The 21,973-nt window shown below is 65.4% G+C and carries 24 protein-coding genes and 1 tRNA gene; 9 read left to right on the forward strand and 16 right to left on the reverse strand.

Annotated elements, in window-relative coordinates; all coding sequences use genetic code 11:
• Nucleotides 1–22: 22 nt before the first annotated feature.
• Nucleotides 23–928 (reverse strand): TauD/TfdA family dioxygenase, encoded by a 906-nt coding sequence (locus N5D48_RS14470; RefSeq protein ID WP_279885343.1) that lies wholly within the window; start codon nt 926–928, stop codon nt 23–25.
• A 28-nt stretch (nt 929–956) separates the two neighbouring features.
• Complete coding sequence (locus tag N5D48_RS14475; protein ID WP_279885346.1) at nt 957–1,997, reverse strand: ABC transporter substrate-binding protein; 1,041 nt, start codon at nt 1,995–1,997, stop codon at nt 957–959.
• Between the two features lie 299 nt (nt 1,998–2,296).
• Between N5D48_RS14475 and N5D48_RS14480 the strand changes: the two genes are divergently transcribed.
• Both N5D48_RS14480 and N5D48_RS14485 read left to right on the forward strand, forming a co-directional pair.
• Entirely contained in the window at nt 2,297–3,880 is a 1,584-nt protein-coding gene (locus tag N5D48_RS14480) for an ABC transporter permease (RefSeq protein WP_279885348.1), read from the forward strand.
• Complete coding sequence (locus tag N5D48_RS14485; RefSeq protein ID WP_279885350.1) at nt 3,877–4,737, forward strand: ABC transporter ATP-binding protein; 861 nt, start codon at nt 3,877–3,879, stop codon at nt 4,735–4,737. The genes N5D48_RS14480 and N5D48_RS14485 overlap by 4 nt, the downstream gene beginning before the upstream one ends.
• On the opposite strand, the gene N5D48_RS14490 is transcribed toward N5D48_RS14485, so the two are convergent.
• The 6 genes from N5D48_RS14490 to N5D48_RS14515 all read right to left on the reverse strand — a co-directional run bounded on the left by N5D48_RS14490 (nt 4,679) and on the right by N5D48_RS14515 (nt 9,332).
• A complete protein-coding gene (locus tag N5D48_RS14490) occupies nt 4,679–4,954 on the reverse strand; it encodes a gamma-butyrobetaine hydroxylase-like domain-containing protein (RefSeq protein ID WP_279885352.1) in 276 nt (91 codons plus the stop codon). The two genes, N5D48_RS14485 and N5D48_RS14490, sit on opposite strands and share 59 nt — an antisense overlap.
• Nucleotides 4,954–5,919 (reverse strand): HEAT repeat domain-containing protein, encoded by a 966-nt coding sequence (locus N5D48_RS14495; protein ID WP_279885353.1) that lies wholly within the window; start codon nt 5,917–5,919, stop codon nt 4,954–4,956. The genes N5D48_RS14490 and N5D48_RS14495 overlap by 1 nt, the downstream gene beginning before the upstream one ends.
• Before the next feature lie 36 nt (nt 5,920–5,955).
• On the reverse strand, nt 5,956–6,201 hold the full coding sequence (locus N5D48_RS14500; RefSeq protein ID WP_008096634.1) for a ferredoxin family protein: 246 nt from the start codon (nt 6,199–6,201) through the stop codon (nt 5,956–5,958).
• Between the two features lie 98 nt (nt 6,202–6,299).
• The gene (locus tag N5D48_RS14505; RefSeq protein WP_279885356.1) at nt 6,300–8,018 is read right to left on the reverse strand and encodes a fumarate reductase/succinate dehydrogenase flavoprotein subunit; all 1,719 of its coding nucleotides are present in this window, start codon (nt 8,016–8,018) and stop codon (nt 6,300–6,302) included.
• Nucleotides 8,015–8,764 (reverse strand): GntR family transcriptional regulator, encoded by a 750-nt coding sequence (locus N5D48_RS14510; protein WP_279885359.1) that lies wholly within the window; start codon nt 8,762–8,764, stop codon nt 8,015–8,017. The genes N5D48_RS14505 and N5D48_RS14510 overlap by 4 nt, the downstream gene beginning before the upstream one ends.
• 121 nt (nt 8,765–8,885) lie before the next feature.
• On the reverse strand, nt 8,886–9,332 hold the full coding sequence (locus N5D48_RS14515; RefSeq protein WP_279885361.1) for a hypothetical protein: 447 nt from the start codon (nt 9,330–9,332) through the stop codon (nt 8,886–8,888).
• 163 nt (nt 9,333–9,495) lie between these two features.
• Between N5D48_RS14515 and N5D48_RS14520 the strand changes: the two genes are divergently transcribed.
• The 3 genes from N5D48_RS14520 (at nt 9,496) to N5D48_RS14530 (ending at nt 12,220) form a co-directional block, all read left to right on the forward strand.
• A tRNA-Arg gene (locus N5D48_RS14520) sits at nt 9,496–9,572 on the forward strand.
• Nucleotides 9,573–9,729: 157 nt separating this feature from the next.
• A complete protein-coding gene (locus N5D48_RS14525) occupies nt 9,730–11,460 on the forward strand; it encodes a dipeptidase (protein WP_279885364.1) in 1,731 nt (576 codons plus the stop codon).
• Between the two features lie 322 nt (nt 11,461–11,782).
• The gene (locus tag N5D48_RS14530) at nt 11,783–12,220 is read left to right on the forward strand and encodes a CBS domain-containing protein (protein WP_279885366.1); all 438 of its coding nucleotides are present in this window, start codon (nt 11,783–11,785) and stop codon (nt 12,218–12,220) included.
• Nucleotides 12,221–12,226: 6 nt separating this feature from the next.
• Here N5D48_RS14530 and N5D48_RS14535 read toward each other — a convergent pair whose 3' ends face one another.
• The 3 genes from N5D48_RS14535 to N5D48_RS14545 all read right to left on the reverse strand — a co-directional run bounded on the left by N5D48_RS14535 (nt 12,227) and on the right by N5D48_RS14545 (nt 13,697).
• Nucleotides 12,227–12,865: an NADH:ubiquinone oxidoreductase subunit N gene (locus N5D48_RS14535; protein ID WP_279885368.1), complete on the reverse strand. Its 639-nt coding sequence runs from the start codon at nt 12,863–12,865 to the stop codon at nt 12,227–12,229.
• Between the two features lie 70 nt (nt 12,866–12,935).
• Nucleotides 12,936–13,178, reverse strand: a complete 243-nt coding sequence (locus tag N5D48_RS14540; RefSeq protein ID WP_279885369.1) for a DUF2789 domain-containing protein — start codon at nt 13,176–13,178, stop codon at nt 12,936–12,938.
• 60 nt (nt 13,179–13,238) lie between these two features.
• Nucleotides 13,239–13,697 carry a YbaK/EbsC family protein gene (locus N5D48_RS14545; RefSeq protein WP_279885372.1) on the reverse strand — a complete coding sequence of 153 codons (459 nt, stop codon included), beginning with the start codon at nt 13,695–13,697 and terminating at the stop codon, nt 13,239–13,241.
• Nucleotides 13,698–13,793: 96 nt separating this feature from the next.
• Between N5D48_RS14545 and N5D48_RS14550 the strand changes: the two genes are divergently transcribed.
• The gene (locus N5D48_RS14550; protein ID WP_279885375.1) at nt 13,794–15,137 is read left to right on the forward strand and encodes a nodulation protein NfeD; all 1,344 of its coding nucleotides are present in this window, start codon (nt 13,794–13,796) and stop codon (nt 15,135–15,137) included.
• 2 nt (nt 15,138–15,139) lie between these two features.
• On the forward strand, nt 15,140–15,892 hold the full coding sequence (locus N5D48_RS14555; protein ID WP_279885376.1) for a slipin family protein: 753 nt from the start codon (nt 15,140–15,142) through the stop codon (nt 15,890–15,892).
• Nucleotides 15,893–16,001: 109 nt separating this feature from the next.
• Here the strand turns inward: N5D48_RS14555 and N5D48_RS14560 are convergent, their stop codons facing one another.
• The 3 genes from N5D48_RS14560 to N5D48_RS14570 form a co-directional block, all read right to left on the reverse strand.
• Entirely contained in the window at nt 16,002–16,634 is a 633-nt protein-coding gene (locus N5D48_RS14560; RefSeq protein ID WP_279885379.1) for a LysE family transporter, read from the reverse strand.
• 166 nt (nt 16,635–16,800) lie between these two features.
• Complete coding sequence (locus N5D48_RS14565; RefSeq protein WP_279885381.1) at nt 16,801–17,388, reverse strand: mechanosensitive ion channel family protein; 588 nt, start codon at nt 17,386–17,388, stop codon at nt 16,801–16,803.
• Nucleotides 17,388–19,298 carry an ATP-binding cassette domain-containing protein gene (locus N5D48_RS14570; RefSeq protein ID WP_279885383.1) on the reverse strand — a complete coding sequence of 637 codons (1,911 nt, stop codon included), beginning with the start codon at nt 19,296–19,298 and terminating at the stop codon, nt 17,388–17,390. Before N5D48_RS14570 ends, N5D48_RS14565 begins: the two co-directional genes overlap by 1 nt.
• Nucleotides 19,299–19,348: 50 nt before the next feature.
• Here N5D48_RS14570 and N5D48_RS14575 point away from each other — a divergent pair, with 50 nt between their 5' ends.
• On the forward strand, nt 19,349–19,828 hold the full coding sequence (locus N5D48_RS14575) for a TIGR02444 family protein (RefSeq protein ID WP_279885386.1): 480 nt from the start codon (nt 19,349–19,351) through the stop codon (nt 19,826–19,828).
• Here N5D48_RS14575 and N5D48_RS14580 read toward each other — a convergent pair.
• Nucleotides 19,804–20,490: an AlgP family protein gene (locus N5D48_RS14580; protein WP_279885387.1), complete on the reverse strand. Its 687-nt coding sequence runs from the start codon at nt 20,488–20,490 to the stop codon at nt 19,804–19,806. The genes N5D48_RS14575 and N5D48_RS14580 overlap by 25 nt on opposite strands.
• 224 nt (nt 20,491–20,714) lie before the next feature.
• On the opposite strand from N5D48_RS14580, the gene N5D48_RS14585 reads away from it, so the two are divergent.
• Nucleotides 20,715–21,380, forward strand: a complete 666-nt coding sequence (locus tag N5D48_RS14585) for an FKBP-type peptidyl-prolyl cis-trans isomerase (RefSeq protein ID WP_279885388.1) — start codon at nt 20,715–20,717, stop codon at nt 21,378–21,380.
• Nucleotide 21,381: 1 nt separating this feature from the next.
• On the opposite strand, the gene rsd is transcribed toward N5D48_RS14585, so the two are convergent.
• On the reverse strand, nt 21,382–21,852 hold the full coding sequence (gene rsd, locus N5D48_RS14590) for a sigma D regulator (RefSeq protein ID WP_279885389.1): 471 nt from the start codon (nt 21,850–21,852) through the stop codon (nt 21,382–21,384).
• Nucleotides 21,853–21,973: the final 121 nt, after the last annotated feature.

Here is a 21,973-nt window from a genome sequence, read left to right on the forward strand (position 1 = left end):
CCGCAAAGCGGCCCCAACGATCTCAGCCTTTACGCGTGGTCCGGCTCAACTGCCCATCGACGCCCACCGGCACCTCGCCAGCCAGGGTCACGCGGCGCACGATGCGCGGCTGGGTACCGTAGTCATCCACCGCATAGTGCTGGGTCGCGCGGTTGTCCCAGATCGCCACGTCCCCTGCCTGCCAGCGCCAGCGCACGGTGTTCTCCAGCCGCGTGACATGCCCTTGCAGCAGCGCGAACAAGTGCTGCGAGTCGGCCAGCGAATAGCCCTTGATGCGCTTGACGAAGTGCCCCAGCTGCAACGCCCGCTCGCCGCTGAGCGGATGCACGCGCACCACCGGGTGCTCGGTCTCGTACACCGTCGAAGTGAACACCTTGCGGTAACGCTCCAGCTTGGCCGGATCGACATCCGGCTTCACGCTGGCATAGTCGTATTCGTTGCTGTGCACCGCCCACAGCTTGTCGGCCAGTTCGCGCAGCGGCACGGGCAGTTCCTGGTAGGCCGCGGCGGTGTTGGCCCACACCGTGTCGCCGCCCGAGGCCGGGGCCACCACGCTGCGCAGGATCGAGGCCTTGGGGTAGGCATCGACGAAGGTCACGTCGGTGTGCCATGAGTTGGCCCGCTGGCCTTCGGCGCCATCGAGCTGGAGCAGATAGTGGGTGCCGTCGACCACCGGCACCGTGGGGTGGGCGATCGGTTCGCCGAGCAGTTGGGCGAACGCCTCCTGGCCGACATCGTCCAGGTGCGTCTGCCCACGGAAGAAGATCACCTTGTGCCGCACCAGCGCGGCCTGGATGGCCTCGACAGTGGCCGGGGCAAGATCGGCGGACAGCTCGATGCCGCGAATCTCGGCGCCGATGCGCCCGGCAACGGGATGGATGTCGAGTTCGACGGTTTGCGGCGCGGTGGCCAGTGCGGCGTTGCTCATGCTCGTGCTCCTCGGGGTTGTTGTCGGGTCAGCGGGCGGCCTGGACGGCCTGGTCCTGGCGCTGGGCGGTATCGATGAAACGGGGTTCGATCCAGTCGGCCACCTGGAAGCCACGCCGGATCAGGCGCTCCCTGGCGGCGAGGTCCACGCCTTGTTGCAGCAGGGCGACGAAGCCGGCATCCAGGCGTGGGTCGAAGTAGTCGGCGAGGTTCTCCTGGGCCAGGTCGTCGCGCAGGATCGACTTCGGCCAATTGGCCGTGCTCGCCACCAGCTCCACATAGGCTTCGCGGTTGCGTTCGTCGCGCAGCCATTTCACCGCCCGCTCCTGGGCGTTGACCACGCGCTGCACCAGGTCGGGGTGCTGGCGGATGAATTCGCCGGTGCCCAGCAGCACCGCCTGGGTGCTGCCGGCACCCTTGAGGTCGCGCGAGTTGACCGGTAGTTCGACCAGCCCGCGCTCGCGCAGCGACAGCAGGTTGGACAGGCCCCAGGTAGCGTCGATCTGCTTGGCCGCCAGCGCTGCGTTGGCGGCGTTGAAATCGAGGTTGATGACTTTCAGTTCTCGCTCGGACAGCCCCTGGCTGGCCAGGGCGCTGGCGAACGACAGCTGGTTGGCGGTACCACGGAACACCGCCACGCGCTTGCCCTTGAGGTCCTGCAGGCTATGGATGCCCGAGCCCGGCACCACGCCGAGGTAGCTCTTCACCCCACGCACGCCAGCCGACAGCACGCGGGTGTCGAGGCCGTTGGCCTTGCCGATGATGGCGGCCAGGTCACCCAGGTAGGCGAAGTCCGCCTGGCCGTTGGCCAGCGCTTCGTTGACGACGGGACCGGCACCCTTGAAGAAACGCCAGTCGATGCGGATGCCGTCCTTGGCGAACTCGTTCTCCAGCAGCTGTTGGTCGCGCAGCACATCCACCACGCCGCCGGCGCTGGGCTTGCTGCCGGCGCTGAGGTCCGGCACGGCAATGCGGATCACATCGGGCTGGACGGCATGGGCCGCCATGGGCAAGGCGCTCAACAGGGCGGCGAGCAATGGGCTGAGCAAATGGCGGAAGGGGGTTCTCATGGCAAGGCTCCTTGGCAGGCTGCCACCGGCGATGGCCGGCGCTATGGGCCAGAAGCTAGGCAGGTCCGGTTAGAACCTACAAAGATCAAAACTTCATTTTTTAGTAACCAAATGACATAAACCAAGTGGAATGCGGGCCTGCGAGCGGCTTGCAGGACATGCATGGAAAATATGAGGAAAACGCAACGGGGCGAGGCTTTCGCAGGCATCGGGCGCATGTTCTTATCCCTTGAATACTATTTATGTGATTTTTTAATTCCATAAATGAATAAACAAGGAACGGTTTGGGAGATGCCTCGATGAGCGAAGTCTTGAGCGCAAGTCTGCGCCGCCTGTGGGGGCCGCTGCGCGGCCCTTTCGCGGCGCAAGGCCGCTCCTACCTGCCGTGGGTCGTGCCGTTGGCGGTGACGGCCTTGTGGATCGTCGCCAGCCGTGAGCACTGGATGAGCGAGCAGATCCTGCCGGCCCCGGCCCTGGTCTGGCAGAGCGCGCTGGAGTTCGGCTCCGGCGAGCTCTGGGGTCATCTGTGGATAAGTCTGCAACGCCTGCTCTGGGGGCTGCTGGCGGGGATCGCCAGCGGCCTGCTGCTGGGCACCTGGCTGGGCGGATCGCGGCGGGCGCAGACCCTGGTGCTGCCGACCTTCATCGCCCTGGCGCAGATCCCGACGCTGGCCTGGATTCCGCTGTTCATGCTGTTCTTCGGCATCGGCGAACTGCTCAAGCTGGTGGTGCTGGTCAAGGCGGTGGTGGTTCCGGTCACGCTGCATACCCTGGTTGGCGTGCGCGATGCCCAGCCCAAGCTGCGCGAAGCCGCCGCCGTCCTGCGCCTGCCTGCGCGCCTGCTGTTCCTGCGCCTGCTGCTGCCCGCGGCGCTGCCGGCATTTCTCGCCGGGACGCGGCTGGCACTGGCCACCGGCTGGACCTCGCTGCTGGCGGTGGAGTTGCTGGCCTCCAGCGAGGGCATCGGCTACCTGATGGTCTGGGGACGACAGCTGTTCATGCTCGACCTGGTGTTCCTCTGCATCCTCGTGATCGGCCTGGTCGGCGCGCTGATGGACCGTGGTTTCTCACGCCTTGAACGCAGCCTGCTGCACTGGCCGCAGCCACCCACCGGCGAACAGGTTCGCGCCACCGTCCCGCGCGGCTGGCAAAGCCTGCTGCTACCCGTGGCCCTGCTGGTGCTGTGGCAGGCAGCCAACCGCTTCGGCTGGGTCGACGCCAATATCCTCACTTCACCGCTGGACGTTCTGCGCAACCTGTATGCCGGGGTGCTCGACGGCTCACTGCCCGAAGCCCTGCGCCTGAGCCTGCAACGCACCCTCGCCGGGCTGCTGCTCGGCGGTGGCGCGGGCTTCGCCCTGGGCCTGCTGCTGGGCTTGTCGGCCAACGCCGAGCGCCTGCTCGGCCCGAGCCTGGCGGCGTTGCGCCAGGTGGCGCTGTTCGCCTGGGTGCCCTTGCTCACCGCCTGGTTCGGCCTGGGCGAGGGCGCCAAGCTGGTGTTCGTCGCGTTGGCGGCGTTCTTCCCGCTGCTGATCGCCACCCAGCGCGGCATCGCCAGCCTGTCGCCGCAGTTGGGCGAAGCGGCGCAGGCGCTGCGTCTGGATCTGCCCCATCGCTTGCGCCTGCTGGTGCTACCCGGCGCCGCCCCGGCGATTTTCGCCGGCCTGCGCTTGTCGCTGATCTATGCCTGGCTCGGCACCATCGGCGCCGAATACTTCATGCCTTCGGACGGCGGTATCGCCAGCCTGATGATCGGCGCCCAGCAATTGTTCCGCATGGACCAGGTGATGGCCGCCATGGTCCTGATCGGCCTGGTCGGCGCCCTGCTCGGCCATCTTGGCCAACGCCTCGAATCGCGCGCCACGCGCTGGAGATCCGCATGAACGCATTCATCACCCCGGCCCTGCACGCGGCCAACCAAGCCGACGCCACGCCCGCCCTGGTCAGCTTCGAGCAGGTCGGCAAGACCTTCAGCGTGGATGGCCAGCCATTCGAGGCGATCCGCCAGTTCGACCTGTCGATCGACGAAGGCGAGTTCATCGCCATCGTCGGCGCCTCCGGCTGCGGCAAGTCCACCCTGCTGCGCCTGCTGGTCGGCCTGGATACCGACTACAGCGGCATCATCCGGGTCGACGGCCAGGCGGTCGGGGGCATCGGCGGCGAGCGCGGCATCGTGTTCCAGGAGCCTCGCCTGTTTCCCTGGCTGACGGTGGCGCAGAACATCGGCCTGGGCTTGGTCAACGACCGACTGACCCAGGGCGAGCGCGCCCGACGCATACATCAGCACGTGCAACTGGTCGGGCTGGTCGGCTTCGAGTCGGCCTACCCGCACCAGCTTTCCGGGGGCATGGCGCAGCGTGTGGCGATCGCCCGGGGCCTGGTCGCCAGCCCCAGGATCCTGCTGCTGGACGAGCCGTTCGGTGCCCTCGACGCCCTGACCCGCCAGCAACTGCAGGATGAGCTGCTGGCGATACGCGAGCGCTCGGGGATCACCATCCTGCTGGTCACCCACGATGCCGAGGAAGCGACCTACCTGGCCGACCGGGTGGTGGTGCTGGAGCCAAGGCCAGGGCGGATCAAGGCCGTGGTGCAGGTCGACCTGCCGCACCCGCGCCAGCGTACCGGCGTGGCGTTGCATGGATTGCGCGAGAAGGTCTTGCACCAGATCACCGGCGATGGCGTCAACCCAGCGCCCGCAGGTAATCCCAAGGATAGATCCCGCGCTCATGCCCATCGCTGAACAGCAACTGCAGCCCATACCCCTGCATCTCGATCCGCGCCACCCGTACATCGTCACGCACCAGTGAAACAGCGCCCTGCAAGCGCGCCGCCCGGCACTGCGAGCACGGGCAGGCGCCACGCAACCGAGCGTGGCTGATGACCTGCCGCGCCTTCGCCCACTGCACCAGCAGCTCGCCCTGGGCGCGTCGGTTGCGCAGCGCCAGGGGCATCTCCATCACGCCGCCCCCTGCAACTGCGCCAGGGCGATGCGCACAGCCTTGCGTACCTCTGGATCACTGTCGGCCTCGGCTGCATGCAGCGCCGGCAGCGCCCTGGCCTGGCCCAGCTCCCCGAGCGCCAGCGCGGCTTCCTTGCGCAGGTTGGCGATGCCATGGCCAAGCAGGCCCGCCAGTCCATCGAGCGCGCCAGCATGACGCAGACGGCCCAACGCGCGGGCGGCGCGCAACCGCACCTGCCAATAGCCGTCGCTCAACGCCGCGATCAACGCCTGGCCGGCCTCGTCGTGACCCACCTTGCCCAGCGTGCTCGCCGCTTCCTCGCGCACCTGCCAGGCTTCGTCCGCCAGTGCGCCGATCAGCGCGGGCAGCACCGTGGTATCGCTGGCCAGGCCGAGGGCGCCAATGGCGGCACGTCGAACCTCGGTGTCCGTCTCGCTCGCCGCGAGCCGGGCCAATGCCGGCAGAGCCGGTTCATGCTTGAGCCAGCCAAGAATGCCCACCGCCTCCCGGCGCACGCTGGCATCGGCGTCCGCCAGCGCCCGCAGCGCCGGCCCGGCGGCGTCCTCCAGGCGCAGTTCGCGCAAGGCCCGCAAGGCACTGGCGCGGACGAAGGCATCGGCATGATCGACCCAGGGCAGGATCAACCGGCCCGCCTGCGCGGTCTTCAGCTCGCTCAGGCTCTGCGCGGCAGCCACCCGCACGGCTTCGGCGGGATCGGCCAACGCGGCGCACAGGTCTTGCACCACCTCCGGCGCTTCCCAGGCCTCCAGCAGGCGCGCCGCCTCGGCGCGCACTTCGGCCACAGGGTCACGGCGCAGGGCAGCGGTCAGCCAGGGCAAGGCATCCGGATCTTCCAGGTCGGCCAAGTCGATCAGGGTGATACGGCGTACGCTGGCATCGCTATCGGCCAGACGGGGCAGCAGGATGAGGATGTCGGGGTTGTCGGTGATTCGTTCAGTCATGGCAAGCTTCCACGGCGCAATCGAGTGAGGAGCGTTTCAACGCAGCAGGTAAGGGATATCCACCTTCACCGCGCCAGTGGGGCAGTCCTTCTCGCAGGGCATGCAGTACCAGCATTCGTCGAAGGCCATGTAGGCCTTTTGCGTGGCCGGGTTGATGGCCAGCAGGTCCATGGGGCAGACCTCGACGCAGACGGTGCAGCCTTTCTCGGCGATGCACTTGTCTTCGTCGATGGTGACCGGGGCACTGCTGCGAAAGAAGATTTCCTGGGGTTGGTAGGCCATTTCACGGGGTCCTCGGAGCCTTCATGGGCGCCTTCGATCTATTTAGCCGAGGCGGGCACAATCCCCTGTGGGAGCAGGCTGCCTCAGGTTGTGGAAAATCACGCGGTCTTGACCCGCAGGCGCTGGTACGCGGTCTGCTCTTCGGCATCCAGGGCAACCAGGTACGGCTCCACCGGCTTCTTGAAACTGGTCATCACACCGTTCTCGCCTTTCTTCAGATGGCAATGACAGAACCACTCGGCGTCGTTGCGCTCGGGAAAATCGACCCGATGGTGATACAGCCCCCAGCGGCTCTCCTCGCGGAACAGCGATGCCCGCGCCGCCATCTCGGCGCAGTCGCGAATCACCGTGACCTCCATCGCCCGCATCAGCTCGTGGGGGTTGCTGGCCTTCATCTGCCCGAGGTCGCGCTCGATCTCGGCGAACCGCGCCAGGCCGATCTCCATCTTCTTCGTCACCTTCGGCGGCTGCAGGTAGTCGTTGACCATGCGCCGCAGCTTGTACTCGACCTGGGCCGGCGGCAGGCCATGCTCCCTGTGCAACGGCGCGAATACCCGTTCGCGCTCACGCTCGACCTGGCCGGCATCGACCTCGGCGAGCTCGCGCCCGGCCACGTATCGCGCGGCGTTGACGCCGGCAAACCAGCCGTAGGTGAAGGCGCCGAGCATGTAGTTGTGCGGCACCGCGGCCATGTCGCCCGCGGCGTACAAACCTTGCACGCTGGTCTCGGCCTTTTCGTTGACCCACACCCCCGACGCCGAGTGCCCGGAGCAGAAGCCGATCTCGGAGATGTGCATTTCGACCATGTGCTGGCGGTAGTCGGTGCCGCGCCCGGCGTGGAACTGGCCACGGCTGGGACGTTCGTTGCCGTGCAGGATCTGCTCGATGTTCTGGATGGTCTCCTCGGCCAGGTGGTCGAGCTTGAGGAACACCGGGCCGTTGCCGCCTTCGAGCTCCTGGTGGAACTCCCACATCATCTGGCCGCTCCAGTAGTCGCACTCGATGAAGCGCTCGCCCTTGCTGTTGGCGGTGTAGCCGCCCAGCGGACCGGTGACGTAGGCACAGGCCGGACCGTTGTAGTCCTTGATCAGCGGGTTGATCTGGAAGCACTCGAGGTTGGCCAGCTCGGCGCCGGCATGGTAGGCCATGGCATAGCCGTCGCCAGCGTTGGTCGGGTTTTCGTAGGTGCCCATCAGGTAGCCCGAGGACGGCAACCCCAGCCGCCCCGCGGCGCCACAGGCGAGGATCACCGCCTTGGCGCGAATCACCCGGAACTCGCCCGTGCGGCAATCGAAGCCCAGCACGCCCGCCGCCGCGCCATCGCCATCAAGCAGCACGCGGGTGCAGACCATGCGGTTGCTGATCTCGACCCGGGCGCGCTTGAGCTGGCGATAGAGCACCTTCTTGATGTCGTGCCCCTCGGGCATGGGCAGCACGTAGGCGCCCATGTGGTGGACCTTTTTCACCGCGTAGTCGCCGGTCTCGTCCTTCTCGAACTTCACGCCCCAGCGGTCAAGCTGCTCGAGGGTCGCGAAACTCTTGGTGGCGTAGGCATGCACCGTGGCCTGGTTGACGATGCCATCGTTGGCGACGGTGATTTCCCGGGTGTACTGCTCGGCGGTGGCATGGCCAGGGACGATGGCGTTGTTCAGCCCGTCCATGCCCATGCTGATGGCGCCGCTGCGCTTGACGTTGGCCTTGTCCAGCAGCAATACGCGCAGGGTCTTGTCCTGCTCCTTGGCCTTGATCGCGGCCATGGGGCCGGCGGTGCCGCCACCGATCACCACGATGTCGTAGTCCTGGGTCTCGACACTCATGCCTTGCCCCCCTTCTGACGGTCGATGCGCAGGCGGTACTGGAAGGCATCGCCACGGTAGTAGAGGTGTTCGAAGTCCAGTGGCGTGCCATCGACGGTATGGGTCAGGCGCTCGATGCGCATGATCGGCGAGCCTTCCTCCACCCCCAGCGCCTGGGTCAGGTCGCTATCGGCGAGCACCGCGTCGATGGCCAGGTCGGCGTGACCGAGGGCGATGCCGCAGTCGTTCTCCAGCAGCTCGAAGATGTCGCGGGTGACCAGGTCGGCATGCTCCAGGCGCACACCGACGTCCTTCGCCAGCCAGGTAATCTCCAGCGACACCGGTTCGCGGTTGATCAAGCGCACTCGGCGGATCTCGGTGACCTCGCTGCCCTCCTCGACCTGCAGGCGCGCCGCTACCTGGGCGCTGGCCGGCACATGGCGGAAACTGCGCAGGCGGTTGAGCACCTCGTAGCCCATCTGCGTCATCGACTCGCCCAGCCCCTGCAGGGTGCTGACGTTCTGGAACGCCTTGGGCTTGGCGACGAAGGTGCCCTTGCCGTGGATCTTGAAGATCAGCCCTTCTTTCTGCAGGTCGCCCAACGCCTGGCGCACGGTAATGCGGCTGACATCGAAGGCCTTGCCCAGCTCGTTCTCCGAGGGCATGCGGCTGTGCGGTGGATAGCTGCCATCGAGGATGCGCTCGCGCAGCAGTTCCTTGAGCTGGGTGTAGAGCGGTACGGGGGACAAGGGGAGCAGTTCGGCCATGATCGTCTTCGCTGTCAGATGACTTGTTATAACAAGTTGTGACGAGAAGATAGCGAGCCCTGCCCGATGATGAGAAATACCGATAATTCATATGGATAGATGAAACCCGCCGCGCCAGGCCTCAGCCCCTGGATACCGCGCAGGCTGGCGCGGCAGGCAAGCTGCGCACGACGACGTAGTGCCCGGCCAGGTTACGCCTGACCTGCAGCCGCGAAGCCGCCAGATAACCGCCCTGAGGGTTCTGATCCACGAAGCAGATGGTGGCGCGGTCCTCACCCGCCTCCAGCACCCTGACACTGTAAAGCCAACTGCCTTGTGCATCCCGGGCAAGATAGGCCCCCGTGCTCGCGGCGACCTTTTCGTACACGCGATAAGGCGTCTGCCCCAGTGTCGTGCCTGGTGGGTAGTGAGCTGGCCGTAGCGAGTTATCGAAGGAGTTCACCTCCAGGTCCTGCAGAATGCTCAATGCCAGCTTGTCCACAGGCGCTTGTCCCGGGTTCCCCGCCAACGCCGCGCCACTGATGAGCCAGAGCACACCTGCGGCCACCTTCCTTGCCCAGCCTTTCATCGACGTCTCTCTCCATTGCCACTGCCACACACCTGGGCCGGCATTTAAGCAGAAATCGCCACTCCCGGAATCGGCTTGGAGCAACACCGCGCCCCTCTGGAAAAACATCCGCAGATCAAGGCCATGGACGCCGCCGACGCACATGGGTATGATGCGGCCCGTTGCACTCGTAGCTCAGCTGGATAGAGTACTGCCCTCCGAAGGCAGGGGTCGTGGGTTCGAATCCCGCCGAGTGCGCCATCTTCAAAAAGCCCCAGGCCATGCCTGGGGCTTTTTCATTTGTGCATGACGTCACAATGCCACCTCTCCCGCACGGGTGGGCATTGGTGTTAGCGTGGGGCATCTTCCGTTTGCGTAAACGGCCCCCACCAACACTTGCAAAGGAATGCGCACCCCCATGCCATTTACCAAGCTCTGCACCGCCTCCGTGATGCTGGCCAGCCTGGCCCTGTTCACCGTGCCGGCCCAGGCCAACCTGTCCCAGCAACAGTCCGCCGCCATCATCAAGGCCTACGACGGCAGCGACCCGGCCGACTTCAGGCAGTTCCTCGGCAAGCTGGCCGGCAGCAACCTGGCCAAGGCCGACAAGCTGGACGCCACCCTCAAGCTGTACCTGGCCGGCAAGCCGCTCGCCGCCGAACAGCAGGACGAGATCCACCGCCTGCTGGGCCTGTACACCCGTATCAAGTACGGCAAGGCCGCCACCGAAACCCTGCGCCAGCTGGTGGAGATCCCGACCTACCGCAAAGAAGGCGTGCCACAACACGAGAACCCGGAATTCCTCAAGTTCGCCGACAAGATCAAGGCCCTGGCCGAGGGCTTCGGCCTGACGTTCCGCAACATCGACAACCGCGTCTACGAGATCACGCTTGGCGAAGGCAAGGAAGTGATCGGCATCCACGCCCACGCCGACGTGGTGCCGGTGACCCCGGAAAACTGGAAACTCGAGGACGGCACCAAGCTCGATCCGTTCAAGGTCACCCTGGTGGGCGATCGCATGTACGGCCGCGGCACCGAGGACGACAAGAACGGCATCGTCGTCGCGCTCTACGCCCTGAAGGTGGCCAAGGATGAGAAGCTGCCGCTGGCGCGCCAGTTCAAGCTGCTGGTGGATACCACCGAAGAGACCACCGGCGATGCCATCCCCTACTATTTCGAGCGCAACGCCACGCCCGACTACAACCTCGCACTGGACGGCGGCTACCCGGTGGTGATCGCCGAGAAAGGCTACGGCACCATCATGGCCACCTTCACCAAGCGCGCAGGCACCGGCAAAGGCGCCGAGGTGGTGAATCTGACCGGTGGCCTGGCCACCAACCAGATCCCTGGCAATTCGGTGGCGACCCTGACCAGCGACCAACCGCAGGACCTGGCCAAGGCCCTGGAGAAAGCCGGCGGCGAATACGTCAAGCAACACGGCGGTGACTTCAAGATCGACGCCAAGGCCGACGGCAAACACGTACTGCTGACCGTGACCGGCGTGTCGGCGCACTCCTCCGAGCCCGAGTCCGGAGTCAACCCGGTGGCGCGCATGCTCGACTTCCTCGATGGCGTGCAGAAGCAGGTGCCGCTCAAGCACAACCACATCACCGACGCCGCCCGCTATGCCGCGCACAACTGGGGCCTGGACTACCTGGGCAACAAGCTCGGCGTGGGCTTCAAGGATGACTTCATGGGGCCGCTGACCGCCTCGCTGACCTTCGTCGGCCTGGATGACAAGGCGCTGAAGCTGGCGGTGAACCTGCGTATTCCCAGGGGCAAGTCGCTCGAGACCCTCAAGACCGAGATCTCCGACAAGCTCGGTGACTGGGCGCGCACCAGCCACACATCGGTGGCCTTCGCCTACACCCTCGACGAGCCGATGTACCGCAACCCCGAAGGCGAATGGGTCAAGGCCCTGCTGGCCGTGGCCAGCGAGAACCTGGGCATGAAGCACGAGTACGGCACCTCCGCTGGCGCCACCTCGGTGCACGACCTGCCCAACGGCGTGCAGTTCGGCCTGGCCATGCCGGACGTGAAGTACAGCGGGCACAACGACAACGAGTTCAAGACCGTGGGGCAGTTCATGCTCGACCTGCAGATCGTCAGCGAGATGGTCGCGCGGATCGGGCAGATGCCGAAGCTCTGATGACTCACCCGGGGCCGCGTTGCGGCCCTTTCGCCACAACAAGCCCCAAGGGTTGACGCTTGTTCGATTCCTGTGGGAGCGGCTTTAGCCGCGAAGCAAGCGCCGCCGTGCGTGGCACCGGCTACGCCGGTATTCGCGGGTGAACCCGCTCCCACAGTGTGCGCGGACTACCTGCGAACTCAGTTCCCTGACGAACGGCAACCCCGTTTCCTGATGACGTTTTTCAATCACCTCGATGCCGTTTCCTGCATTGCCGTGCAGAGCGCCGTGCCGGATGCTTTATTTACTCCGACACGTCGCGTTTCCACCCACAGAGGCCCGTATGAAGAACGTCGAACAAATCCTCAAAGCCAAGTCCCAGCACCACACCGTCTACACCATCAGCCCTGACGACTCGGTGTTGGATGCCTTGAGGCTGCTGGCGGAGAAGAACGTCGGTGCACTGCCGGTGGTGGAGAACGACCAGGTAGTGGGGATCGTCAGCGAACGCGACTACGCCCGCAAGCTGGTGCTCAAGGGCCGTTCCTCGGCGGCCACGCCGGTACGCGACATCATGAGCTCTCCGGTGGTTACCGTCGAACCCAAGCAGAACCTCGAGTACTGCATGAACCTGATGACCAACCGCCACCTGCGCCACCTGCCGGTGGTGCACGAGGGCAAACTGCTGGGGCTGCTGTCGATCGGCGACCTGGTCAAGGAAACCATCGCCGAACAGGCCAACCTGATCCTGCAACTGGAGCAGTACATCCGCGGTGAATGACCCTGCTCAGTGATAGGCGCGCTCCAGCTCGTCCAGCTGATGGTCGAAGCTGCGCAGGCGCGCCGACCAGGTGTACACCAGCACTTCCAGATCCCGGTTGAGCACGGCGGTGTTGCCACCCTCACGCACCGGCGCATCGCACAGGTCCAGCTGATAGCGCTCACGGGCCATGGCCGTGGCCACGCTGGAAAGGTCCCGGGCATTGGCCAGCCAATGGTGGTGATGATCGTGAACCTCCCGATCGAGCTCCCGGCACTGACGCTTGAGAGCGTCGAGGCTCTGCTCCAGCGGCGTGCCCTTGAGCTCGCCCATCACCTCTTCGAAGGTACGTCCGGAATGCCAGTAACTGCCCCAGAAGTAACGGTCGAACACGGTCTCGACCCGGCGCAGGGCGACCTTGGTGTTCCAGATGGTCAGCAACGTTCGGCCTTGGGCCACTTCACGCTTGTTCAGGTGCAGCTGCTGCCAGGCGACCCACGCCAGACCGCACAACGCCACCGCCGCGGTCACGGCGGCGGCGGCATAGAGAAACTGCACGGCGTGGTTCATCGTGTGGGTGTGCCGGATACCGTAGAAGTAGCCGGCAGTCAGGGTGCCCAGGATCGTCACGGTGCACCAGAAGCCAGGTGCGTAGGGATCTTTCATTGCGCCATCCCCTCTTGTTTTCCCTGAGCATAGCAACGGCCCGATCACCCATCAGGTGCCACTCGGCGCTTTATTGGCGAGGACGGCGCAGCGCTTCGTTGAGTTGATCGAACAGCTCCGCCCAATCGGCATCCTCGTTGATGCTGTCCTTGAGGAACGAGCGCTGGGACTCGTTCCAGAACGGCGCATCCACCAGCTTCACATCACCCTTGAGCGGCGAATGGCTGGTGATGAACTGGTCGATGCCCAGCGCATCGTCCGGCAGGCCCAGTTGCTTGAACAGTTCGGAAAACTTGTGGATCGGCGCTTCCATGATTCACTCCTATGGCCGGGCCGATCGTCCACGACGCCAGCCCGGTGTGGGTTGCGAGCATCAGCTCAGTTCGCGCACTTCGGCGTGCGGCACCAGTTTCAAGTATTGCTCCATGCTCATGTGGATAAGGTGATCGTGATCACCTGCCTCGAGATAGACATCGCCCTGGCGGGTAAGATTGCGGTCGAGCAGCATGGGGATGTTGTAGGCGTCGCCCAGTGCCGGAATCGCCCCACGCTCGCAATCACCGAACAGGCTCGGCAGGTTGCTCTCGCGGGTCAGCTGCCAGGCGCCGGTCATGCGCACCTCGCTCATGTCCAGGTGCCGGTTGGCCGGCAGCACGGCCATGATGTAGTTGCCATGGCGGTCATCGAGCATCACCGACTTGGCGACCCGCTCGGCGGGCACGCCGGCCGTGCGTGCCGACTCCAGGCTGGTGGCCGAGTGGGGATGGGGAATGATGTCGTAGTCGCAGTTGGCCTGGTCCAGGCGCTGCTGAAGGGTCTTGGCCATACGCATGATGCACCTCCGGTTCTGCCCCCATCCTCAAGTTTAGGCCGTGGGCGGTCAGGCACGACTAAACTTCAGGGACTGGTCCGCACGAGGTGACGACAGGTGATCGCTCACGGCTGGCGCGTACTGCTGTTGTCACTGTTGCTGGGGCTCGCCCCGGCCGGCCATGCCGCGCCAGGCGCCAGTGTCTGGTTGCTGAGTATCGACGACGCGATCGGCCCGGCCAGCGCCGACTATCTGCTGCGCGGCCTGGAACAGGCCCAGGCGCAGGACGCGCAACTGGTGGTGATCCGCCTCGACACCCCTGGCGGGCTGGACAGCGCCATGCGTCAGATCATCAAGGCCATCCTCGCCAGCCCGATACCGGTGGTCACCTACGTCGCCCCAGGCGGTGCGCGAGCGGCGAGCGCTGGCACCTATATCCTGTATGCCAGCCATGTCGCGGCCATGGCGCCCGGAACCAACCTGGGCGCCGCCACCCCCGTGCAGATCGGCGCCCCTGGCCAAGGCGACAAAGCACCCGCCAACAACGAAGAAGACACCCTCGCGCGCAAACAGATCAATGATGCCGCCGCCTACATCCGCGGCCTCGCCGAGCTGCGCGGGCGTAACGCCGACTGGGCGGAAAAGGCCGTGCGCGAGGCGGTCAGCCTGCCGGCCAGCGAGGCACTGCGCCTGAAGGTGGTCGACCTGCTCGCCAACGACCTGCCAGACCTGCTGCGCCAGCTCGATGGCAGATCGCTGGTCGTCGCTGGCCAGACCGTGCGGCTGCAAACCGTCGGCGCCAGCGTGAGCGAGCACCTGCCGGACTGGCGCACGCGGCTGCTGGCGGTGATCACCAACCCCAGCGTGGCGCTGATCCTGATCATGATCGGCGTGTACGGCCTGCTCTTCGAATTCATGAACCCGGGCTCTGGTGTCGGCGGGGTGATTGGCGGCATTTGCCTGCTGCTGGCGCTATACGCCCTGCAACTGCTGCCGGTGAACCATGCCGGAATGGCGCTGATCCTGCTCGGCCTGGCGTTCATGATCGCCGAGGCATTCCTGCCCAGCTTCGGCGTGGTCGGCTTGGGCGGCGTAGTCGCCTTCGTGGTCGGCGCGGTGATCCTGATGGACACCGACGCCCCCGGCTTCGGCATCCCCCTGGCATTGATCGTCAGCCTCGCGATGGTTTCCGCGCTGCTGCTCGGTGGCGTGCTGGGCATGGCGATAAAAGCGCGCAGGCGTGCAGTGGTCAGCGGTGACGCCGGGCTGGTCGGCAGCCTGGCCACGGTGACCCTGGTGCGCGCGGACAACCCGTTCTGCGGCTCGGTCCAGGCCCAGGGCGAAGAATGGCAGGCGCGTTGCGCGACGCCGCTGCAACCCGGCCAGCACGTGCGGGTGACCGCGCGCAACGGCGTGACTCTGGAGGTCAGCGCCACCGCGCCCACGGCGCAAGGAGAGTGAACATGTTCGTGCAATTCGGTTTCGGCACCGTGCTGGTGCTGCTGGCGGTGTTGCTGCTGTCGGCGCTGCGCATCCTGCGCGAATACGAGCGCGGGGTGGTGTTCCAACTGGGGCGCTTCTGGCAAGTCAAGGGGCCGGGGTTGATCATCCTGATCCCGGGGATCCAGCAGATGGTCCGCGTCGACCTGCGCACCGTGGTGCTCGACGTGCCGCCCCAGGATGTGATCACCCGCGACAACGTCTCGGTCAAGGTCAACGCCGTGCTGTACTTTCGCGTGCTCGATCCGCAGAAGGCGATCATCCAGGTCGAGGACTTTCTCGCGGCCACCAGCCAGCTGGCCCAGACCACCCTGCGCGCCGTGCTCGGCAAGCACGAGCTGGACGAACTGCTGGCCGAGCGCGAGCAACTGAATTCGGACATCCGCGAGGTGCTCGACGCGCAGACCGACGCCTGGGGCATCAAGGTGGCCAACGTCGAGATCAAGCACGTCGACCTCAACGAATCGATGGTCCGTGCCATCGCCCGCCAGGCCGAGGCCGAACGGGAACGGCGGGCCAAGGTAATCCATGCCGAGGGCGAGCTGCAGGCGTCGGAGAAACTGATGCAGGCCGCGCAGATGCTGGGCAAGGAGCCCGGAGCGATGCAGCTGCGCTACATGCAGACGCTGGGCACGATCGCCGGGGACAAGAGCTCGACCATCGTGTTTCCGCTGCCGCTGGATCTGCTCAAGGGGCTGGTGGACAAACAGAAATAGCGGCGCGGCATTCGCGGGCAAGCCCGCTCCCACAGGTACTCCACTGTTCTGAAGGGCAGTGATTAACCTGTGGGAGCGGGCTTGCCCGCGAATGGGCCTGCACAATCAATCAGATCGGCGCCCGGCGCAGGGTCGCCAGGAAGGTCGCCGCACCGATGAACAGCCCGGCAAAGGTGCGGTTCAGGCGCTTCTGCTGCTTCGGCGTGCGCAGCAGTCGCAGCACTCGCGAGGCCAGCCCGGTGTAGCCCGCCATGACCAGCATGTCGACGCTGATCATGGTCACGGTGATCGCCACGTACTGCGCCAGCAACGCCTCGTGCGGGTTGATGAACTGCGGCAGCACCGCGAGCATGAACACCAACGCCTTGGGGTTGCTGACGTTGACCAGAAAACCACGGAACACCAGGCTCAGCGGCTTGCCGATCGGCCGCACGCCGGATTCGTCGTTCATGTCCATCGGCAGCGCGCGCCACTGCTTGTAGGCGAGGTAGACCAGGTAGGCGACGCCAAACCACTTGATGAGCTGGAAGGCGGTGGCCGACGCGGCGAGAATGGCGCCGACACCGGCGGCGATGATGGCGATCTGCACGATCAGGCCCAGCTGCAGGCCCAGGGCGTTCCAGTAACCGCGCCAGAAACCGTACTGCAAGCCGCTGGACATCGAGGCAATGGCCCCGGCACCCGGCGACAGGCTGATCACCCAGCACGCGGCAAAGAAGGCCAACCACGTTTCCATCGACATCGCACACCTCGCTCGAACGTTTGTTGCAAAACGTTAAGCTAAGGTGTTGGCGAAAAAATAACCAGTGGTTTTTGCAGTGTCTCTGCGGGCCTCTTCGCGGGTAAACCCGCTCCCACAGGGTATACGCATTACCCGCGAAGGCGGCCGAACAGGTATCAACGATGCCTCAGTCAGCCTCGACGACAGAATCCTTCGCCACGGCCACCACCTCGGTCCCCCGCCAACGCCGCACCGCCTTCTGGAAGAACTGGCTGTTCGGCACCTGCACCAGCGCCCCGCCCGCCTCCGGCGTTTCCATCAGCGTGGTGTACAGCAGGTTGATGGCGATGACGCGGCCCTTCACTCCCGGTTTGTCGAGGGTGTCCACCAGCTCGACCACATCGCCGATGCGAAACGGCCCGACCGTGAAGATCAATACCGCGCACAACAGGTTGGACAGCACGCTCCAGATGGCGAAGAACGCCACCGCCGCCACCGCGACGAAGCCCGACAGCGCCGTCCACAGCACAGTGGCGGACACGCCCATGCGCTCCAGCACGAACAGCAGCGCGCTGCCCATGATCAGCCAGCGCAGGGCGCCACGCACCGGCACCATCAGCTCGTGCGGCAACGGGTAGCGCTCGCCCAGGCTGCGCAGCCCGCGGGCAACCATACGCTGCAGGATGAACGCGGCGATCAGGATCAGCAGGATCTGCAGCCCCAGCCAGAACGTGTCCATCCACTGCCCCGGCAGCAGCGAACGCAGCTCCTCCATCAGGACAGCGCCTCGAGCTCGGCCTGCATGCTTTCCAGCGTTTCCAGGGCTTCCATCCAGGCTTCCTCAAGCTCGCCTTCGCGTTGCTTGAGCTTGGTCTGGCGGGCCAGCAAGTCGCGCAGCTCATCCTTGCGCGAGGCTTCGTACAGACCGCTGTCGCCCAACGCCGTTTCGATCTCGGCCAGTTCCTTATGCACCTGGTTGAGCTCGGCCTCCAGCTTGTCGGCCGCCTTCTTGTGCGGCGCCAACTGCTGGCGCAGGGCGGCGGCAGCCTGGCGCTGGGCCTTCTTGTCGGTCTTGTCCGGGTTGACGGGCGCGCTGCTCGCAGGCGCGTTGCGCTGACGGAACTCGACCAGCCAGCGGCTGTAGTCGTCCAGGTCGCCGTCGAAGGTGTCGACCTTGCCATCGGCCACCAGCAGGAAGTCGTTGGTGGTGCTCTTGAGCAGGTGACGGTCGTGGGAGACCACCACCACGGCGCCGGCGAACTCCTGCAGGGCCATGGTCAGCGCCAGGCGCATCTCCAGGTCGAGGTGGTTGGTCGGCTCGTCGAGCAGCAGCAGGTTGGGCCGCTCCCAGGCGATCAGCGCCAGGGCCAGGCGGGCCTTTTCGCCACCGGAGAAATTCACCACCGGCTCGTCGACACGGTTGCCATGGAAGTCGAAACCGCCGAGAAAGTCGCGCAGGGTCTGCTCGCGCTCACCCGGGGCGATGCGCTGCAGGTGCAGCAACGGGCTGGCCTTGTCGTCCAGCGAGTCGAGCTGGTGCTGGGCGAAGTAGCCGACGGCGAGGTTCTCGCCGCGCACCAGGCGCCCGGACAGCGGTTGCAGCTCGCCGGCGAGGTTCTTGATCAGGGTCGACTTGCCCGCGCCGTTGGGACCGAGCAGGCCGATGCGCGCGCCAGGCGCCAGCTGCAGCTTGACCTTTTCCAGCACCGCCTTGTCGCCATAGCCCAGACGACCTTCGGACAGGTCGAGCAGCGGGCTGGAGATCTTCTCCGACTCGCGAAAGACGAAGTCGAACGGCGAATCGACGTGGGCCGCCGACAGCTCCTCCATGCGCTCCAGGGCCTTGATCCGGCTCTGCGCCTGGCGGGCCTTGGTGGCCTGGGCCTTGAAGCGGGCGATATATTTTTCCATGTGCGCGCGCTGCGCCTGCTGCTTCTCGTAGGCCTGCTGCTGTTGCGCCAGCCGTTCGGCGCGGGTGCGCTCGAAGGCGCTGTAGCCACCCTTGTAGAGGTTCAGCTTGCGCTGCTCGACGTGCAGCACATGGTCGACCACGGCATCGAGGAAGTCGCGGTCATGGGAGATCAGCAGCAGCGTGCCCGGGTAGCCCTTGAGCCACTCTTCCAGCCAGAGGATGGCGTCGAGATCCAGGTGGTTGGTGGGCTCGTCGAGCAGCAGCAGGTCCGATGGGCACATCAGCGCCTGGGCCAGGTTCAGGCGCATCCGCCAGCCACCGGAGAAATCGCCGACACGCCGGTCCATCTGCTCGTTGGTAAAGCCCAGGCCGGCCAGCAGCTTGCGCGCGCGGGCATCGGCGGTGTAGCCGTCGGCGCTGTCCAGCTCACTGTGCAGGCGCGCCAGAGCGGTGCCATCGTGGGCCTGCTCGGCGGCGGCGAGCTCGGCCTGGACCTTGCGCAGGCGGGCGTCGCCATCGAGCACATAGTCCACGGCAACGCGGTCGAGGGTATCGACCTCCTGGCGCATGTGGGCGATGCGCCAGTCGCCGGGCAGCTGGCAGTCGCCGGCGTCGGGTGACAGCTCACCGCGCAGCAGTGCGAACAGGCTGGATTTGCCGGCGCCGTTGGCACCGATCAGGCCGGCTTTGTGGCCGGCGTGCAGGGTCATCTCGGCGCCTTCTAGCAGGCGCTGCGGACCACGCTGTAAAGTGAGGTTCGATAGTCTGATCATGATGGTCGCGGAGTCTACCAGCTTCGCCGATCACTGGCGTGAGTGAAACCATGCACACCGACCTGTGGAAACATGCCCTGGCCCTCTACGCGCGGCCGGGGGTAGAAGCTGCCTGCCTGACGCTACAGGCATTGGGTGGCGACGTTTGCCTGCTGCTGTGCGGTACTTGGCTGCAGGCACGCGGCGTGGCGCCTGACGCACAGCGCGTGCTGGCCTTGCAGGCACTGGCCGGGCCATGGCAGCAAGAGGTGGTCACCCCCTTGCGTATGCTACGCCGGCAGTGGCGCGAGCAGGCCTCGACGGATCCGCGGCTGGATGCGTTGCGTGAGCAGGTGAAGGCGTTGGAGCTGCAGAGTGAGCGCGCCTTGCTGGAACGCCTGCAGCACCTGGCCGAAGGCTGGCCAGCCGGAGAGAACACTGGAGCGGATTGGCTGGCCCGGCTCGCGCCGGACCAGGCCTGGAACCACGACGCGCTGCAACAGCTGCGCGTCGCGGCACAGAGGCTTCAGGAGGCCGAGGACGGCGACTGAGCCGGGGTGCTGGCAGGTGCGGCCGGGGTGCTGGCCACTGGCGCCGATGTGCTGGCGGACGGCGTGGCTGGCTTGCTGTCGACGGGCTTGCTGACCGTGGCAGGTTTGGCGGCTGGCTTCGCAGCGGCAGGCTTGGCCGGGGCCTTGGCGGCAGCCGGTTTCGCGGCAGGCTTGGCGGCTGGTTTCGCGGCGGCGGTCCTGGCCGGAGCCTTGGCGGCAGCTGGCTTCGCGGCAGGCTTGGCAGCCGCTTTCGGTGCAACGGTACGCGCATCCAGTGCCTTGCCCGCGGCCTCGCGGACCTTGCCGACACCTTGCGCCAGCTTCAGGCTCTCCTGGGCATCGCGCTTGAGTTGCTGGATATAAGTACGGGTCTGGGCCTGGCGATCTTTCAAAGCGTCGAGCAGGTGTTCAAGTTCACCGGCGGCTTTTTGCGCCTTGCCTTGTGCCTTGGCCTTGCCGGCTTTGGCGGCATCTTGCAACTTCAAGCGCGCGTTATGCAGTTTTTCCTGCGCCTTGCCACGTTGTTTTTCCAACTTGGCCAGCAGTTTCTCGGCATCCGCCAGCGCTTGGGAGCAGGCATCTTCCAAATGTTCGAGCAGGCTGCCCGAAAGTTGCTGGAGCAGGTGCAACGGCGTACTTACTGGCTTCTTTTTGGCCGACATGGTTTACCTCCTGGCTGACGAGAGTGCGGCTCATACTATGCTTCTGCTGCTACCGCCGCTAGGGCATGTTGACCGTCTCGATAGCGCCGCGTTGCATGCCTGGGCAAAGTTGTTGTCTTGCAGCAGAAAACAAGTGTAGTTGCCGATTAATGTGTTGCTGATATTTACGCATTATTCGTCGACAAGGCTGGCATACTTCGCGCTCATTGCAGCAGGAGTCGACCATGCCCCGTTACCTGATTTTCGGCCTGTGCCTGGCGGCCAATCTGCCAATGGCCAGCGCCGAAACCAGTCCCGTCAACGACAATGACCTTGCGTACAGCATCGGCTCCAGCCTGGGTGAACGGCTGCGCGCGGAAGTACCCGGCCTGCAAATGGACGCGCTGGTCGAGGGCCTGCGCCAGGCCTACCAGGGCCAGCCGCCACGGATCGACAAATCACGCATGCAGGCCATCCTCCAGCAACATGACCAACAGGCCAATGCCACCGCCGAGCAGGCCGAAGTCGATAAATTGCTGAACAGCGAAAAACGCTTCATGGCCGGCGAGCGCGCCAAGGCCGGCGTGCGCGCGTTGCCCGAAGGCATCCTCTACAGCGAGCTGGCCAGCGGCAACGGCGCCCAACCCAAAGCCACGGGCAGCGTGCAGGTACGTTACGTGGGAAGGCTGCCGGATGGCACGGTGTTCGACCAGAACCAGCAACCACAGTGGTTCAAGCTGGACTCGGTGATCGAGGGCTGGCAGGTGGCATTGCCGAAGATGAAGGCCGGATCGAAATGGCGGCTGGTGATTCCTTCTGCCCAGGCCTATGGCGCGGAAGGTGCGGGCGACCTGATCGCGCCCTACACCCCGCTGGTATTCGAGATCGAACTGCTGGCGGTGGCCGACTGAGTCAGGCCTGCACCGCGTCCTCTTCCTTGTGCGCGGTGTGCAGCACTTCGATGAGGCAGTCCTCCAACTCGAAGCGTTCGCGCAGCAGGCCGCCCAGCTTGCCCAATTTATCGGCGAAACGCTCAGGGTCGGTGCACTCGCCCTTCTCGCAATGATCATTGAAGGCCAGCGCGATCTGGGTGCTGTCGTCGATGCGCGGGTTGATCTGCGTAGCCAGTTCCAGAGCCTTGGTGTCGCCAAAGGCCTTGGCTTCGCTGACCAACTGCTCGCTGACCTCGAAGTGCCAGGCCGAGACATAATCGACCAGGAGCGCGCAGAAGTCGCGGTTCTTGTCCTTGTCGGCAAAGGCCGGCTTGGCATCGCGCAAAGCGCGGAAGGCATGCACCAGCTCCTGGCGCTCCTCCAGCCAACGATCGATCAGCTTGTGAACACCGCCCCAGCGTTCCTGGGCGTTCTGGCAACTATCGAGCATGGCGATCTCATCCCTTCTGGATAGATGCCGCTGCACTTCGCGACACAACACCGTGGCACAAAAGTGACATCAGCAGACGGCATCAAGCAGTTGTGTTTTCGATAAGCGTGCTGGGAGATTA

The sequence above is a fragment of the Pseudomonas sp. GD03858 genome (genome assembly GCF_029840925.1).
Taxonomy (GTDB): domain Bacteria; phylum Pseudomonadota; class Gammaproteobacteria; order Pseudomonadales; family Pseudomonadaceae; genus Aquipseudomonas.